The 15,743-nt window shown below is 42.6% G+C and carries 16 protein-coding genes; 5 read left to right on the top strand and 11 right to left on the bottom strand.

Annotated elements, in window-relative coordinates:
• Positions 1–51: 51 nt before the first annotated feature.
• Positions 52–792, top strand: a complete 741-nt coding sequence (gene cobB, locus ACE1OE_RS16930) for a Sir2 family NAD+-dependent deacetylase (protein ID WP_449211744.1) — start codon at positions 52–54, stop codon at positions 790–792.
• 138 nt (positions 793–930) lie between these two features.
• On the opposite strand, the gene ACE1OE_RS16925 is transcribed toward cobB, so the two are convergent.
• From ACE1OE_RS16925 to potA, 5 genes are all read right to left on the bottom strand, one after another.
• Positions 931–1,968, bottom strand: a complete 1,038-nt coding sequence (locus ACE1OE_RS16925) for an extracellular solute-binding protein (RefSeq protein WP_449211743.1) — start codon at positions 1,966–1,968, stop codon at positions 931–933.
• Positions 1,969–2,216: 248 nt separating this feature from the next.
• Entirely contained in the window at positions 2,217–3,248 is a 1,032-nt protein-coding gene (locus tag ACE1OE_RS16920) for an extracellular solute-binding protein (RefSeq protein WP_372062539.1), read from the bottom strand.
• A 93-nt stretch (positions 3,249–3,341) separates the two neighbouring features.
• Positions 3,342–4,112, bottom strand: a complete 771-nt coding sequence (gene potC, locus ACE1OE_RS16915) for a spermidine/putrescine ABC transporter permease PotC (RefSeq protein WP_449211742.1) — start codon at positions 4,110–4,112, stop codon at positions 3,342–3,344.
• Complete coding sequence (gene potB / locus ACE1OE_RS16910; protein ID WP_102470713.1) at positions 4,112–4,969, bottom strand: spermidine/putrescine ABC transporter permease PotB; 858 nt, start codon at positions 4,967–4,969, stop codon at positions 4,112–4,114. Before potB ends, potC begins: the two co-directional genes overlap by 1 nt.
• The gene (potA, locus tag ACE1OE_RS16905) at positions 4,953–6,068 is read right to left on the bottom strand and encodes a spermidine/putrescine ABC transporter ATP-binding protein PotA (RefSeq protein WP_449211741.1); all 1,116 of its coding nucleotides are present in this window, start codon (positions 6,066–6,068) and stop codon (positions 4,953–4,955) included. Before potA ends, potB begins: the two co-directional genes overlap by 17 nt.
• A gap of 335 nt (positions 6,069–6,403) precedes the next feature.
• On the opposite strand from potA, the gene ACE1OE_RS16900 reads away from it, so the two are divergent.
• From ACE1OE_RS16900 to ttcA, 4 genes are all read left to right on the top strand, one after another.
• Positions 6,404–7,240, top strand: coding sequence for a hypothetical protein (locus ACE1OE_RS16900; protein WP_372062535.1), 837 nt, complete (start codon positions 6,404–6,406; stop codon positions 7,238–7,240).
• Positions 7,233–8,033, top strand: a complete 801-nt coding sequence (locus ACE1OE_RS16895; RefSeq protein WP_449211740.1) for a glucosaminidase domain-containing protein — start codon at positions 7,233–7,235, stop codon at positions 8,031–8,033. The genes ACE1OE_RS16900 and ACE1OE_RS16895 overlap by 8 nt, the downstream gene beginning before the upstream one ends.
• A 5-nt stretch (positions 8,034–8,038) precedes the next feature.
• Positions 8,039–8,698, top strand: coding sequence for a DUF2987 domain-containing protein (locus ACE1OE_RS16890; protein WP_102470717.1), 660 nt, complete (start codon positions 8,039–8,041; stop codon positions 8,696–8,698).
• Between the two features lie 297 nt (positions 8,699–8,995).
• A complete protein-coding gene (ttcA, locus tag ACE1OE_RS16885; protein WP_102470718.1) occupies positions 8,996–9,889 on the top strand; it encodes a tRNA 2-thiocytidine(32) synthetase TtcA in 894 nt (297 codons plus the stop codon).
• A 124-nt stretch (positions 9,890–10,013) separates the two neighbouring features.
• On the opposite strand, the gene uspE is transcribed toward ttcA, so the two are convergent.
• The 6 genes from uspE to ACE1OE_RS16855 form a co-directional block, all read right to left on the bottom strand.
• Positions 10,014–10,958 (bottom strand): universal stress protein UspE, encoded by a 945-nt coding sequence (gene uspE / locus ACE1OE_RS16880; protein WP_449211739.1) that lies wholly within the window; start codon positions 10,956–10,958, stop codon positions 10,014–10,016.
• Between the two features lie 147 nt (positions 10,959–11,105).
• The gene (locus ACE1OE_RS16875; protein ID WP_102470720.1) at positions 11,106–11,852 is read right to left on the bottom strand and encodes an FNR family transcription factor; all 747 of its coding nucleotides are present in this window, start codon (positions 11,850–11,852) and stop codon (positions 11,106–11,108) included.
• 91 nt (positions 11,853–11,943) lie between these two features.
• Complete coding sequence (locus tag ACE1OE_RS16870) at positions 11,944–12,618, bottom strand: sulfite exporter TauE/SafE family protein (protein WP_449211738.1); 675 nt, start codon at positions 12,616–12,618, stop codon at positions 11,944–11,946.
• Positions 12,608–12,808 carry a cbb3-type cytochrome oxidase assembly protein CcoS gene (gene ccoS, locus ACE1OE_RS16865; protein ID WP_102470722.1) on the bottom strand — a complete coding sequence of 67 codons (201 nt, stop codon included), beginning with the start codon at positions 12,806–12,808 and terminating at the stop codon, positions 12,608–12,610. The genes ACE1OE_RS16870 and ccoS overlap by 11 nt, the downstream gene beginning before the upstream one ends.
• A 1-nt stretch (position 12,809) precedes the next feature.
• Positions 12,810–15,176 (bottom strand): heavy metal translocating P-type ATPase, encoded by a 2,367-nt coding sequence (locus ACE1OE_RS16860; RefSeq protein WP_449211737.1) that lies wholly within the window; start codon positions 15,174–15,176, stop codon positions 12,810–12,812.
• Positions 15,177–15,178: 2 nt separating this feature from the next.
• Positions 15,179–15,655 (bottom strand): FixH family protein, encoded by a 477-nt coding sequence (locus ACE1OE_RS16855; protein ID WP_449211736.1) that lies wholly within the window; start codon positions 15,653–15,655, stop codon positions 15,179–15,181.
• Positions 15,656–15,743 lie beyond the last annotated feature (88 nt).

The following is a 15,743-nucleotide window of genomic DNA, read 5'->3' as shown; positions in this document are numbered from 1 at the left end:
AATTCCATGTTAATCTTGTGGTATCACTCTACGTCAGAACAAGGAATGTTAATGAAGTTCCCCTACAAGAATATCGTAGTATTAACGGGTGCTGGTATCTCGGCTGAGTCAGGAATCCAAACCTTCCGAGCACAAGATGGTTTGTGGGAAAACCATCGAATTGAGGATGTGGCGACCCCAGAGGGTTTTGCACGAGACCCAGATTTAGTTCAGTCGTTCTACAATCAAAGGCGCCATAAGCTTCAGCAAACGAGTATTCTACCGAATGCGGCACACTTGGCACTTGGTCAGTTAGAACGTGATTTAGAGGGTACTGTGACGATAATTACCCAAAACATCGATAACCTTCATGAACGTGGTGGCAGTGACAATGTGATTCACATGCATGGTGAACTACTAAAAGCTCGTTGTTCAGAGTCAGGGCAGGTCACGGAGATGAAAGGTGACATTGTCACTGGAGACTTATGTCATTGTTGTCAACTTCCAAGTCAAGTTCGCCCACACATTGTTTGGTTTGGTGAGATGCCCTTAAGAATGGGGGATATCTACTCCGCATTAGAGACTGCAGATTTGTTCATTTCTATTGGGACGTCTGGCGTGGTGTATCCGGCAGCAGGATTTGTGCATGACGCTAAAATGCATGGCGCCCATACGATTGAGATAAATTTAGAGCCGAGTGCAGTTGAGAGTGAATTTGAAGAAAAGCGCTATGGTAAAGCAAGCATTGAAGTCCCTAAACTTGTAAAAGAAGTCCTTTCAATCCAAACACATAATAACGCCACTTCCTGCTGAGTCGAATTAAAGCAGCAAGACCAAGATAAGAAAAAGCCCTCGTATGAGGGCTTTTAAGTCAATGACACTTGGCTTTTTTGTAAATAGCCAAAACTTTAGGTCGCTTAATTATCGAAGTAGATTCGTTATCAAGGTCGCTTAGTTATCAACCTTGAGTCTTTGGAAATACTCTTCGTATAACGTGCCAGCTTCGCCTACTTCATCCTGCCATGTACCCGAGTCCATAACTTCTTGTGGCGGAAATACATTTGGATCTTCCGCGAACTCTTTAGGAAGTAACGGGTAAGCGGTTTTGACTGGTGTAGGATAGCCAATTTCAAGCGCGATTTTTGCTGCATTTTCAGGACGAAGAAGAAAATCAATCATCTTATGCGCAGCGTCAACATTTTTAGCCCCTGAAGGAATCGCTAAGCTATCCATCCAGAAAATTGTGCCTTTATCGGGCCAAACAATCTCAATAGAGGCACCTTCTTGGCGAGCCATATACGCTGAACCATTCCATAACATACCTAACGACACTTCTCCTGCTAAATACGGGTTTGCAGGAAAATCAGAGTTGAAAACCAGCACGTTTGGAACCAGTTTTCTGAGTTCTTCGTAAGCGGCTTTAATTTCGTCCGGGTTAGTCGTATTAGGAGAGTAGCCTAACTTAGTTAGCGCGATGTGGAATACTTCACGAGAGTCATCCATCATCATTAATTGGCCTTCCCACTGCTGATCCCAAAGGTCATCCCAGCTGGTAACGGTAGACTTATCGAGCATATCTGTGTTTACGCCGATGCCCGTTGCGCCCCAAATATAAGGAATAGAAAAGTTGTTGTCGGGGTCAAAAGGTTTATCAAGGTAGTTACTATCCAAATCTTTGAAATGTGATAGTTTTTCTTTATCAATTTCTTGGAGCATGCCTTCTTTACGCATTTTTGAAACAAAATACGTAGAAGGAACCACTAAATCATAACCTGAGCCTTGAGTTTTTAACTTGGCATACATGCTTTCGTTAGATTCGTAGGTTGAGTAGAAGACTTTAATGCCTGTCTCCTTCGTAAAGTCTTCTAAGACTTCATTCGGGATGTATTCAGACCAGTTATAAAAATAGAGTTCTTCGTTGGCAGCAAACGCCGGTGTAGTGAAGAGAGTCGCCGCACAAAGTGCGCTAGCATACAGTTTGCTTTTCATTACTTTTCCGTTTGTATTGTTATAAACAAAGAGCCATAGCAGGCATGAAAATAGATTGTTGGCCTTGATGCCAACAATTTATTACTTTGATCATCATAAAGAATATGACGTGAGTCACAAGATTATACCAGTAATTAGAGCATATCTCTATGTGGCTGTTTACAAAAAATAAACGTTTAGGTACTTATCGTGCTGTAAATATAAAAACAGGTGGCTAATGCCACCTATTTTGTAACCCCCACTTTTAATTACTGGCCTGCTTTTAGTTTCATGAAATAATCTTCGTAAACCACGGTCTTTTCGCCTACAGAGTCTTGCCATTCAACCCGGTCTAAATCTTCTTGGGAAGGAAATAGGGCGGGTTCATGCTTAAACTTGTCGTTGGATGCTTTGACGCCAGTTAAGTAGCCAGTGTCGGTCGAGATTTGTTCAGCAATCTCGGGACGTAACAAAAAATCAATCATCTTGTGAGCGGCTTCTACGTTTTCAGCACCTGAGCTAATTGCAAAGTTATCGACCCAACCAATACCGCCTTCTTTTGGAAAGACTAGCTCAAGAGGTACACCTTCTTTCTGTGCGGCGGCGGCGGAGCCATTCCACAGCATACCTAGCCCGACTTCACCTGACATATAAGGCGAACCGGGATTATCAGAGTTAAAGACTAAAACATTCGGCATGAGTTTTTTAAGCTCCGCGTAGGCCTCATCGATTTCTTTTTGATCCGTGGTATTTCCTGAATATCCGAGCTTACGAAGAGCGATGTGAAAGACCTCACGAGTATCATCCATCATCATCAGCTGACCTTCGAGCTCCGGATTCCATAAGTCTGCCCAGCTGGTAAAGTCTTCTGGGTCATACATATCGGTATTAACCGCAAGCCCAGTGATGGCGACGACGTGAGGTATCGAATAATCGTTGTTAGGGTCATACGGTTTATTTAGATAATTTGGATCCAAATTATGGAAATTGTTTAATTTGGATTTATCAATTTTTTGCAACATGCCTTCATCACGCATTTTAGCCACGAAATAGGTGGAAGGAACAACCAAGTCATACCCTTTATTATGCGTTTTCAATTTAGCGTATAAGGTTTCGTTCGATTCATAGGTTGAATAGATAACCTTGATGCCTGTTTCTTTGGTAAATTGCTGAAGGATATTGCTATTGATATATGGTCCCCAGTTCATGAAAACCAATTGTTGTTCTTTTGCACTCACCATGCCAGATGCAAGAGAAAGTGCACATGCACTACCAGCTAATAAAGTAGCCCATTTTTTCATTGACGTAAGCTCCAAACAAACGCTGCCTTAAAGGCATAGATAAAAAAAGAGCAGAGTGGCAGAGCCATTCTGCTCTCACTTAAAGTTGTGTGATTATTTAATTTTCTCTCGAGCAAGAAACTGCGATGTCATGACTAACGCTAGAGAAACAATGAGCATAATTGTTGCCAGCGCATTGACTTCAGGTGAGATACCAACTTTGACCATTGAATAAATCTTAAGTGGCAGTATCTCGTAAGTTGGTCCAGTAACAAACGAACTTACAATGACATCATCGAGTGATAAGGTGAAACTTAATAGCCACCCTCCAGCGATAGCGGGCTTAGCAAGAGGGAAGATAATCTGTTTGAGTATCGTCCATTCGCTGGCTCCTAAATCTTTTGCCGCTTCCAACATTTTAACGTCGAAACCTTTCAAACGGCTATAGACCGTTACAACAACGAAAGGTAAGCAGAAAGTAATATGCGCTACCAATAACGTTAGGAAACCGAGTTGTACGCCCATGACTAAGAAAATTGCGAGTAACGAAATGGCCATCACAATATCAGGGGACATCATCACGATAAACAACAACCCGCTTACCGCTTTTTTGCCCTTAAACTGATATCGAAATAGGGCCACGGCCGTTAGACTGCCAACTAATGTGGCGGCGGTTGCTGAAAACACAGCGACATTAATAGAATGCCAGGCGGCTTGCATTAAGCTGTCATTGTTAAACAACGCGTGGTACCACTTTGTGGTCAATCCACCCCATTTCATACCAAACTTATTAGCATTGAATGAGTTAGCAATGAGTACAATAATCGGCAAATACAAAAACGCATAGACAAGCGTCATGAAACCAAATTTAGCAGTGCGACCCATTATTCGAGCTCCACTTTACGATTTAATAATTTACCCGCTCGATAATAGGCGTATAACATGACCGCCATCGCGGCTGTTAGGGCGATACTGGTGGCAGCACCAAATGGCCAATCTCTTGCGTTTAATATCTGACTTTTAATGACGTTACCGATCAATAGATTTTTAGCGCCGCCTAATAAATCAGCGATATAGAACATACCAAGTGCTGGCAATAGCACTAATAAACAGCCACCAATGATTCCTGGCATTGTTAGTGGCAAGATGACTTTAGTAATGGTTTGCCATTTATTTGCGCCTAGATCTTTTGCTGCTTCAATATAAGTATTGTCGAGTTTCTCCAATGCTGAATACAAGGGTAGAATCATAAAAGGAAGCAGAATATAGACTAAGCCAATCATGACTGCTGTTTCTGTATACATAATCCTCAGCGGCTTATCGATGATATCAAGTGCGATTAACCCTTTATTTAAAATCCCTTGAGTACCAAGGACAATCTTTAGCCCATAGGTTCTGATTAGAGAATTCGTCCAAAATGGCACAATGACCAAAAAAAGCATGAACGGTCGCCATTTTTCCGGCATTTTTGCGACGATGTAAGCAAATGGATAGCCGACGACAAGGCAGATTAATGTTGCAATAATCGCCATATAGAACGAGTGAAATACAACCTTGGCGTACAAAGGATCCAATAATCGAGCGTAGTTATCTAACGTAAAGGTCAACTCAATAAGATTGGCTTCATCTCGCGTTAAAAAACTGGTGCCGATGATCATCACATTGGGAATCAGTACAAAGAGTACTAACCAGCTCACAATTAAGGTGATGATGGCATTTTGTAAATTAAATTTCTTGCTCATCTTTTAATACCACTTCCCAGCTTTCAACCCAAGTGACGGCAACTTTTTGTCCCAGAGAGTGATCCACATCGGGATCGTCTTCGTTGAAAAACTCGCTGACCATTACTCGCATCCCTGATTCGAGTTCAACCACAGAATCCAGTGTCATTCCTTTATAGGTACGTTCAGCCACATGACCAACAATGCCTTTAGTCTCAGATTCTTTGATTTCTTCAATACGCAAGTCTTCTGGGCGGAGTAGAACTTGCAACTGGTCACCTTCTAAACACGGGCTATCGTGATAAACAATACATTCATGATCTTCAATGGTCGCGTGGATACGCTTTTCATCAATACGATGATTAACCGTTGCATTAAACACATTGATTTCACCAATGAAGCGAGCAACAAACAAGTTCTTTGGTTCTTCGTATATTTCTCGAGGCGAACCATCTTGCTCAATCACACCATCGCGCATAACGATGATGCGGTCCGACATGGATAAGGCTTCTTCTTGGTCATGCGTAACAAAAATGAAGGTAATACCAAGCTGTCTTTGTAATTGCTTCAATTCGATCTGCATCTGTTTACGTAACTTGTAGTCGAGCGCAGATAGTGATTCATCAAGAAGCAACACTTTAGGCTTATTGACGACCGCACGTGCAATAGCGATACGTTGTTGTTGACCACCTGATAATTGATGAGGCTTACGTTGCGCCATTTTCTCCAATCGAACCATTTTGAGTGCTTCTAATACTCTTGGTTCAATGTCAGCACTTGGCACTTTTTGCATGCGCAATCCGAACGCCACATTTTCAAAAACAGTCATGTGGGGGAATAGGGCATAGCTTTGGAATACGGTGTTGACATGCCTTTGTTCAGCAGGAACTTCGGTGACGTCATGGTCTGCAAGCCTTATTGTACCGCCATCAACGGTTTCAAAACCTGCAATCATTCTAAGTACGGTTGTCTTACCGCAGCCAGAAGGGCCTAAAATAGTGAGGAATTCACCATGATTAACGTTCAAGTCTAGATTTGCGATGATTTCCTTACCATCGAAACTTTTACTGACACCAGAGAGCTGTACGACTGGTGTTCCTACTGATTGTTGAGCTTTCAATGTCTGTTTATCTCCACCTTGGCCATTTTTTGTTTATAGGCCGGTTGCTATACATGATTGAGGCGCGCATCATAATCACCAATTGAGTGAAATCAAAGCATTTTTTCATCTTGATACAGAAAAAAATTGCAGGTAAAACTAAACATTATTTACCATACTTGTATTACACAGCACCAAGATGAAAATTTTAACTTATCAAGTGGTTAATTATTATCCAAAAAGATAATAAAGCAAGCTTATAAGAGTGATAATGATCGCTTGATGTCGCTATAATGGCGCAGCCTTTTTAACGAAAAAATAGACGTTCACATTCGCGAGTGTGACATGGAAAAACTATGAAAAATGATTTTGAAAGAGACTTTAATCTGGGTGGGAGTATTGAACGTGCAGTCTCAGGTCAGTATGAACTGAAAGCTGGCGCGATTTTCCAAGAAGCTTGGAAACAAACCATGAAACACTTTATGTCGTTTTCACCCGCCATTATCGCACTCATCTTTGTTCAGCTCGGGATTTTTTATGTTGCACTAAAACTTCAACTCGGTGACCCCGGTGTAATTTTACAAGCATTTCAAGATCCGTCATTACTAGATGAGCGCATATTTCAGGCTATTTTTGTCGCGAACTTCAGTTATGAAGTTGTTAGTGCGCCTTTTTATGCCAGTGTTTCATTGATGGCGATGAGCCATGCATGCGGTCTATCGACAAAACCTCGTCATATAGCGAAAGGATTACAGTTTACGGTACCCATTATTATTGCGACCCTTGCCAGTCTGGTATTGCAAGGTGTGATAGGGATGTTGTTGCCTTTTATTTCGATGTATCTATCACTCGCGTTTAGCCAGTCTATTCTACTCATTTGTGAAAAACGCATACCACCGATGCAATCATTGTTGTTGTCACTAAGAGCCGTCAATAAAAAAATCTTCGTGCTCGCCGGTATTTACACGTTAATGATGTTGATGTTTGTTGTCGGGGCTATGTTTTATGGGTTGGGTTTGATCTTTGTTTTACCATTCTTCTTCCACGTCAAAGGTATTATTTACCGTGAAATGTTTGGGGTTAAATTGCAAGTGACTGCGTCTCAAGATAATGATTTTGATGACCATCAAGGGAATCCGCCAAACGGTGAAAATGATAGAACAAATAAAAATCCAGAGGTCTTCGATGCGTAAGTCTCATAAACTAATGGCGGCAGCCGTGTTGTTATCGGGTAGTACTTTTTTGTATCTCGGTCACGACCGCGAACGTTCTGAAGATGGCGACGTCTCGGAGCCAGCGTTGGTACCGATATCTGATTCACCCCCTGATATCGCCACAATCACTGACACAAAAACGAAAAAACAGACGTTCTTTGATTATCTTAGACCCGGTATCGAGATTGAAAACGCTCGAATAGAGAAAGAGCGCCAGCGTATTTTGCGATTCAAGAATGCGTTAGACGAGCAATCTTTAACTCAAGAGCAAATTGAAACAGCCAAACGGTTAGGTCGTTTATACAACCTAGAACCAACAGAGGTGACCTATCAGTGGATTGAGCAACTTCTACATAGGGTAGACGTACTACCTGAAGCACTGGTTCTAACTCAAGCGGCAAATGAATCAGCGTGGGGCACATCCCGCTTTGCTAAAGAAGCCAATAACTATTTTGGTCAGTGGTGTTACAGCGAAGGCTGTGGCGTCGTCCCTTTACAAAGAGGGGCCGGAAAATCTCATGAGGTGGCTAAATTTTCATCGCCACAAGAATCCATTTATGGATATTTCATGAACGTAAATCGCAACAATGCTTACGCTGAACTACGGACTATTCGTAGTCAAATTAGAGACGAAGGGCAATCACCACTTACGGAAGCGTCGGCATTGAAACTCACCAACGGATTGTTGCGCTACTCGGAGCGCGGTGAGGCATACGTCAAAGACTTACAAGCGATGATTCGCCATAATGAAGAATTCTGGATATCAAAATAAAAACTATGAAGAAAGCAGTCAGTTTTGCCTTAGTCAGCCTCCTGGTAGCGGCCGTATCGTTACCCGCAACCGCGCAAGAATATCGATTTACCTATTCTAAGCTTTATTCCCAAATGAAAAACAACGCTAAAGAAGGACATGAAGATGTCAAAGTTGGTTTTTTCTTTGTCGATGCGCAAACACAACAGCTTTGTAAAATAGACAAAGCATGGATGGAAAAAGAAAAAAAATATGAAGAGTTAAAGTCGAGTGAATTTAACGAACTGTTAGTTCCACTAGACGATAATTTGAAAGCAGCAAATCCACTTGTGTATGTACAAACACCACAAACTCAGCAATGCGACTTCTCAATGGTCGTTATGACCAAACAGCCATTTTCTGGGGAAGTATCGTATCAAGAAGTTGAGCGCTTACTACCACAAATGCAAACAATGTTAGAAGATTTAGGCGGCATGTTCTCCGGATGGTTTACAGCCGACGTCATTGGCTTAACATTGGAGTTTTCCGATGTGTCTGACGGGAGGATAGAGTTATCTGATGGTCATTCTGTGCCGGTCGTCGACGGCAAAGCTCAAATCTCACTTGAACAGATAGGCACTAATGGCTTTATGCGCTTACCCGGAAAAACGAGTCGAGTGTTGCCGTATTTGCCAACAAGCAAATAAATCCAGTCATTGCTCGATGGTTAGTAGTTAGTAAGTAATAGTCGCTTATTGCTCACTATTAATTGATAGTTATTAGTGAGCAATAACCAAAGAAAATGGTGACATGACAAGTGTCGCTATTTTCGTCGTACGCGAAACTGAGTATATCGATTCAATTTGTACACGTAATAAAACAAACTCTCACGTTTATCCTAGCTTTGCTAGTTTTCTCTTCCCATAAAACAAAGTATAATCCGCGCCCTATAACGCATCTGTCGGTACAATCCGTCAAACCAATCGGTAGTATGAGAACTCGTAATGAATCAAAAAGATACCAGAAAAGACACGCTTGAATTCAACAAACTCCAGAAACGCCTGAGGAGAAATGTTGGTAACGCAATTGTCGACTACAACATGATCGAAGAAAATGATGTAGTGATGGCGTGTATCAGTGGTGGAAAAGACTCGTTTGCGATGTTAGATATCCTGTTGAAACTCAAGGAAGCCGCGCCGATCCGCTTTGATGTTGTCGCCGTAAACTTAGACCAAAAGCAGCCTGGCTTTCCAGAGCATATTTTACCCGACTATTTTGAAACACTTAACATTCCGTATTACATCGTCGATAAAGATACCTACTCGGTAGTAAAAGAAAAGATCCCAGAAGGTAAAACCACCTGTGGTCTTTGCTCTCGACTACGTCGTGGCACATTATATTCATTTGCTGAAAAGATTGGTGCTACGAAGATTGCTCTTGGTCACCACCTTGATGACATTGTAGAAACAATGTTTTTGAATATGTTTCACGGTGCACGCTTAAAAGCGATGCCGCCAAAGCTGCGCTCTGATGATGGTCGTAACGTGGTCATACGCCCGTTAACCTATTGCCGCGAAACTGATTTGATCGCATACGCGGAACATAAGGCGTTTCCAATTATTCCTTGTAACCTATGTGGTTCACAAGAAAACCTGCAACGTCAGAGCATTAAAGCCATGCTGATTGACTGGGATAAAAAGACCCCAGGTCGTGTAGAAAAGATCTTTAAATCGATTCAAAACGTGAGCCCTAGTCAGTTAGCCGACAAGAATCTATTTGATTTTGAAAACTTGCCACTTGATAGAGAAGGTGAGCGAGCAGAGTATGGGTTTAACGAAGCGGAGATTTCCTCTTCAAACATCGATGAATCCATGTTTATTAACGTAGCGAATATTTAAGCCATACTCGTTATAAGGTGCATGTAAATTTGCGTTACGTGTACGCAAAACTAACGGTATCTAACTGCTTAACCGAAAAAGCCCCAATTATTGGGGCTTTTTTTGTATGGAACGGCACAAATGTTTATTCTTGGTTAGGGTCTAACGGGCTAATGTAACCGTCAGGTTTTAGGGCAAGAACATCACTGTTAATTTTGTCGATCACATGCTCGGCCGTATTACCGATAAAGACGGCTGAAAGACCAGTTCGTCCAGTGGTACCCAATATCACCATGGCAGCATCTAAGCGTTTTGCTACTTCAGGAATAATGTCTTCAGGTAGTCCTTGTTCTATGATCGTTTGTTCCTCAGCATAGCCATGCTTCTGCCTTAAGGCTTTCATCGCGGTTAAATGGTGGCCTCTGACCGCATCTGTATAGGTTGCAGGATCAAATTCAGGAAGCTCGATGGTGATATTAGCTGGGGTAACAGGATAAGAGTTCACTAGATAGCCGGTAGCCCCTAATCTTTCAGTCAGGCTATCGAGCTGTTGGATCATGCTATCATTAAGCGCGATATGAGTTGGGTTTTCTGAACCAACATGAACCGATGCTACGATCGTGGCGTTATCTGGCCAATCTGAATTTTTCACAAGCAACACTGGAGCAGGGCATTTTCTTATTAAATGCCAGTCTGTAGGCGTGAAAATAACGGACTCTAAAATATCATGTTTTCGAGTCGCTTTAATGACGATGTTATGGCTGTCTTCAAACACTTTCTCAATAATAGCTACGTAAGGGCGATTATGCCAAACCACCTTAACGTCTAGATCAAAGCTGTCATCAGCAAACGGCTCGGCGATCGTTCTCATCCATTCTTCACGTTGTTGGATAACGCCACGTCGCATTGCATCTCTTTCGTCGTGAGATAGCATTGATGTCATGTCATAAGAAAAATCATAGATAGAGAGGAAAAATGAAATCCGGCTTCTTGAACGGCTTTTCTTTGCAAGCTGTACGGCACGAACAAGGGCAGGTTGTTCTTCGCTATTTAAATTAGCAACGACGAGAATATTGTTGTAGATGCTCATAGAGTCTCCTTACCAAAATGGTAATCTTGTTCACTTAACTTTAGCGCACTTCGGAGAATCTTTTTAGAGAAAGTAAGGGGTTAGAGAGAGAAATTTGAAGTGGCTCATTAAAGAGCCACTTATAAGAAGGGGGATGTACGTATAAGACTACTCTTTTGACACGCCAGCCATTTCCATTAAGGCATCATGATCGATGATGGTGATGTACTTACCTTTAACACTCAGTACTTCCGATTTTTGGAATCGACCAAGAAGTCGGCTAATAGTTTCGACGGTCAAGCCCAAGTAATTGCCAATGTCGCCTCGGGTCATAGTAAGGCGGAACTCTCTAGGGCTAAAGCCACGTTGAGAGAATCGAGTCGAGAGATTATACAAAAATGCGGCTAATCGCTCTTCGGCATTTTTCTTCGATAACAAGAGAATCATCTCTTGATCGCCTTTAATCTCATTCGACATTAAACGCATAATCTGTTGACGCAGTTTCGGCATTTTTCCGGAGAGGTCATCTAATATTTCGTAGGGTATTTCACATACCATCGAGGTCTCTAATGCTTGAGCGAAACTTGGGTGTTCATCGTCGGTGATGGCATCAAAACCAACCAAATCACCCGCTAAATGAAAAGCTGTGATCTGTTCATCACCTTGTTCTGTGATGGTATAGCTTTTAATTGTTCCAGAGCGAATTGCGTAAAGAGATTTCAATTCATCGCCAGCTTTAAACAACTCTTGACCCTTTTGAATGGGCTTTTTACGCTCAATAATTTGGTCTAGTTGATCTAACTCTGCTTCATTCAATGTGAATGGGATACACAGTTGGCTAATACTACAATCTTGGCAATGGATGGCACAGCCACCTGACTGAATTCGTTTTGCTGCAGGTTTTTCAGAAATCATAACAACCTATCACTATTTGATGTACATCAATATTTTAACACTCCTTACCTCTAAAGGGTAGCTAAAAAATCAATGATAAAACAATCATCTATTAGTTTGCATTAAAAATAATCACCGCATCGTAACCTGTATAAAGGCCGTAAATCAGTATTGAAAATGCGGCGATATGGCGAAATCTCGTTGAATTCTGCAGGGATTGTAATTTTTTAGCACTAGTGCCAACAAGTAACATAGCGGGTAAAGTCCCTAGACCAAATGCCAACATTGTTGCTGCACCGTTAACTGCGCTTCCAGATACGGCAGCCCACGTCAGAGTGGAATAAACGAGACCACAAGGAAGCCAACCCCAGAGAAAACCAAACGGAATTGCATAGCTAGAATGTTTGAGAGGAAGAAGATGATTGGCTAATGGCGAGATGCGCTTCCATAGCACTTGCCCTAGCTTCTCAACTTTGAGTAAACCATTCCACCATCGACCCACATACAGTGCTAACAAAATCATAAATACAGCTGCGAGGATTCTCAGAGCGGCTAACGCATGATTGAACTGCGACAACGTTGCAATCCCTGCAACTGTTCCACCAATGACACTGCCTATGAGAGTGTAGCTAAGCAGGCGCCCTAGGTTGTAATTTACGATGAGTAAAGTAGGGGTTTTATGAGGTTGCCCAAGGGACAGTAACGAAGCAATACCACCGCACATTCCCATGCAATGACCTGCACCTAACAAACCGATGGTAAATGCACCCACTAAATCAAGCGTCACTATGATCTTCTTTCTTGTTTGGCTTTGAGTCGGCGGTATTATCTGCAGTGACGTCTTCGTCAAAGAGAATGTTGTGACCCTGGCGTTCTAAATCTTCGAACTGCTCGCTTTTCACCGCCCACAGAAAAATACCAACGGCGACACAAACCAAAACGATGGCGATGGGGATGAGTATATAAAGACTTTCCATGCTATTTATCTTCTTTTAGTAAGCGCAGTGAATTGGAAACGACAATAATGGAGCTGGCCGACATTCCAACAACGGCAATGTAGGGCGCGACTAAACCAGCGACTGCGAGTGGCAATATGAGAAGATTATACCCCAATGACCATGCGAGATTCTCTCGAATAATTTTTCGGGTTTGAATCGCCAATTTACGCGCGGTCAATAAACGATCTAGGCGGTCACTTAATAACACCAGATCAGCAGAGGCTTTTGCAACATCAGTACCGCCGCCCATTGCGACCGAAAGGTGCGCGCCAGCGAGGGTTGGGGCATCGTTGATACCATCGCCAATCATTAAGGTTATATCACTGTCATCAAGCCCTTTTAAATAGGCCAGCTTATCACTTGGCGATGCGCTTGCGACAATAGACTGGATGCCAATCTCTTGGGCAACAGGTTCAGCGTTGGTGAGCGTATCGCCTGTTAACAATGTAGTTTTAATACCGGCTAAGTGCATTTTTTCAATGAACTCTTTAGATTCCTTCCTGATCGGGTCATGGTAGGTAAAGCTGGCGATATGTGCGTCATTTAGAGAGAGATAAACAGTGTTTTTTTCTTGCGTCGCGGCTCCTAAAACAAAAAGCGCGTTACCAATTTTTATCTGTGATTGTTTCCAAGTACCCGTTAAGCCTGAGCCAATGATGTTCTCCACGTTGGAGACTTGGATATCAGAGTCCAAATATGGCTTAAAGGCTCGTGCTATTGGGTGGTTAGCATGACTCTCAAGCGATGCGGCAATAGCGAGCACGGTTTGCTCCGAATATTCGGCGTAGGGTTTGGTTTTCGAAATCTCTATGTCGCCATGTGTCAACGTTCCAGTTTTGTCGACAATCAAATGATTCACTTTGCATAACGTTTCAAATACATGTCCTCTACGAGACAGTATGCCTAATGAACCCATTCGTGAGCTTGAACAAGTAATAGCGGTGGGTGTCGCGAGAGACAGTGCGCACGGGCAGGTGGCAACAAGGACCGACAACATAATCCAAAAAGCGTCTTCAGGTTTACTTTGGTGCCAATAAAACCACGTCAACGCAGCGATCACTAAAATGATGGCAACAAAGTAGCGAGCTACGATGTCGGCTATTTCAGCAATCTTGGGTTTACTCAATTGAGCTTCATCTTGCAAGCGCACAATACTGGAAATCATTGAATCTGCTTTAGTACTTCGTACTTCGAGGTCAAAAGCCTCATCGCCATTCAGCGTGCCGGCGTAAACCGTATCTTGCTGATGTTTGACGACAGGTAGCGACTCTCCTGTCAGCATGGATTCATCAACATGAATACGTCCATTCATTACGATGCCGTCAGCAGGAATATGTTCTCCGGGCAGCACTCGTACTTGATCGCCAACTTGCAGAGACTTAACCGGTATTTGTTCTCCATCAAGGCGGTTTGCTATCGCTGGAATGAGCTTTAAGAGATTACCACTCGCTGCTGCGGCTTTACGTCTTGCTCGCATTTCTAGATAACGCCCGACCAACAAGAAGAACGTAAACATGGAAATAGATTCAAAAAACACTTCGCCTTGTTCCGTTACGGTAGCGACTAAGCTTGCCACATAAGCGAAAATCAATGCGATAGATACGGGAACATCCATTCCAAGCGTACGGCCTTTTAGGCTTCGCCAAGCATTTAGATAAAAAGGTAGGGCAGAATACATTAGAACCGGCGTAGCAAAAATTAAGCTTACCCAACGGAAATAGTTCTTGAACTCAGTTTCTAAACTTCCAAATACCTCTAGATACAAAGCGACGGCCAGCATCATCACTTGCATCGTCGCTAAACCAGCGATACCCAAACGATACAAGTATTGCTTCATTGTGTTGTGGTAGTCGGCTTCTTGTTTATCGGCTTCAAATGGTGCAGCCTTATAACCTAGTTCATGGATAGCAGACAAAAGTTGACTGAGCTTGGTTTGGCTGCTGTCCCATCTTAGTAAAGCGCGATTAGTTGTCGTATTGACGCGAATAGCAATAATGCCAGGCTCATTTGACATTCTTTTTTCGATTAACCAAGCACAGGCTGCACAAGAAACCCCTTCAATCGAAAGCGTGACTTCTTTCTCGTCTTCATGGCTGCGTACGAACTCACTTTGGATATCTTCGTTGTCGTAATGAATGAGTGCTTTGAGCTGCTCAGGCACTAAGTCCGCTTTCTCAGCTGGCGCCGTCCGATACTGATAATAAGACACTAAGCCACTATCGACGATTGTCTGAGCGACGCTTTCACAGCCTGGACAGCACATATCTCGATCTTCATCGAGTATATGTACGCAGTAGTTCGTGTCGACTGGTACTTCTTCACCGCAGTGATAACACGATTTACACATAATTAATCTATCAACACAGGGTCAGAAGAAGGGAAGGTGACTCTGCCTTGAATCATCCATGCTTTATCGTGTGGTTGCAGTTCTACGAACCACGGCCCCTGCATTTTATGATCGAGTGTTAAACGATAGGTCCCTTTAGCATCCGCCGTTAATAACTTTTCAAAATCTTGATCTGGCAGTGTGCGGTGGGTAAACGTTGTGGTAAGAGCCGGGTAGTTGGTTAGATCACCTTTATCAAAAGTGATGATAACGACGTTGTCGATTGATGATACTTCAGCATTTAACTTTAATTCCCTAGCGACATTCACTTTGGTGATGTCGACATTTATTCCTTTTCCTTTTTTGTAGTAATCCTCGGCAACTAGATCCACAGAGTTCTGGGAAAATATCAGTACTACATACAATGTACCGACAACAACCGAAAGTGGCAGCGCGATCAGGAACCACGGCCAGAATTGTTTATACCAAGGCTTTACCATAAAAAAATTCTCAACAGCTAACTAAGAAGGAAGTTATAAATTATCTAGAAAAGACAGCCCCTTACAAGGGGCTGTTATTGAAATGTTA

Source organism: Vibrio sp. E150_011 (assembly GCF_053544015.1).
The sequence above is the reverse complement of the archived record's forward strand: the minus strand, read 5'-3'. Positions and strand labels throughout refer to the sequence as shown.

Bases quoted from the DNA above. Each gene is read 5' to 3' on its own strand.
- ACE1OE_RS16875 (WP_102470720.1), bottom strand. From the start codon at position 11,852: ATGATTTCTGAAAAACCTGCAGCAAAACGAATTCAGTCAGGTGGCTGT.
- ACE1OE_RS16855 (WP_449211736.1), bottom strand. From the start codon at position 15,655: ATGGTAAAGCCTTGGTATAAACAATTCTGGCCGTGGTTCCTGATCGCG.
- uspE (WP_449211739.1), bottom strand. From the start codon at position 10,958: ATGAGCATCTACAACAATATTCTCGTCGTTGCTAATTTAAATAGCGAA.
- ACE1OE_RS16860 (WP_449211737.1), bottom strand. From the start codon at position 15,176: ATGTGTAAATCGTGTTATCACTGCGGTGAAGAAGTACCAGTCGACACG.
- potC (WP_449211742.1), bottom strand. From the start codon at position 4,112: ATGGGTCGCACTGCTAAATTTGGTTTCATGACGCTTGTCTATGCGTTT.
- ccoS (WP_102470722.1), bottom strand. From the start codon at position 12,808: ATGGAAAGTCTTTATATACTCATCCCCATCGCCATCGTTTTGGTTTGT.
- ACE1OE_RS16895 (WP_449211740.1), top strand. From the start codon at position 7,233: ATGCGTAAGTCTCATAAACTAATGGCGGCAGCCGTGTTGTTATCGGGT.
- ACE1OE_RS16890 (WP_102470717.1), top strand. From the start codon at position 8,039: ATGAAGAAAGCAGTCAGTTTTGCCTTAGTCAGCCTCCTGGTAGCGGCC.
- ACE1OE_RS16925 (WP_449211743.1), bottom strand. From the start codon at position 1,968: ATGAAAAGCAAACTGTATGCTAGCGCACTTTGTGCGGCGACTCTCTTC.
- ACE1OE_RS16920 (WP_372062539.1), bottom strand. From the start codon at position 3,248: ATGAAAAAATGGGCTACTTTATTAGCTGGTAGTGCATGTGCACTTTCT.
- ttcA (WP_102470718.1), top strand. From the start codon at position 8,996: ATGAATCAAAAAGATACCAGAAAAGACACGCTTGAATTCAACAAACTC.
- cobB (WP_449211744.1), top strand. From the start codon at position 52: ATGAAGTTCCCCTACAAGAATATCGTAGTATTAACGGGTGCTGGTATC.
- ACE1OE_RS16900 (WP_372062535.1), top strand. From the start codon at position 6,404: ATGAAAAATGATTTTGAAAGAGACTTTAATCTGGGTGGGAGTATTGAA.
- potB (WP_102470713.1), bottom strand. From the start codon at position 4,969: ATGAGCAAGAAATTTAATTTACAAAATGCCATCATCACCTTAATTGTG.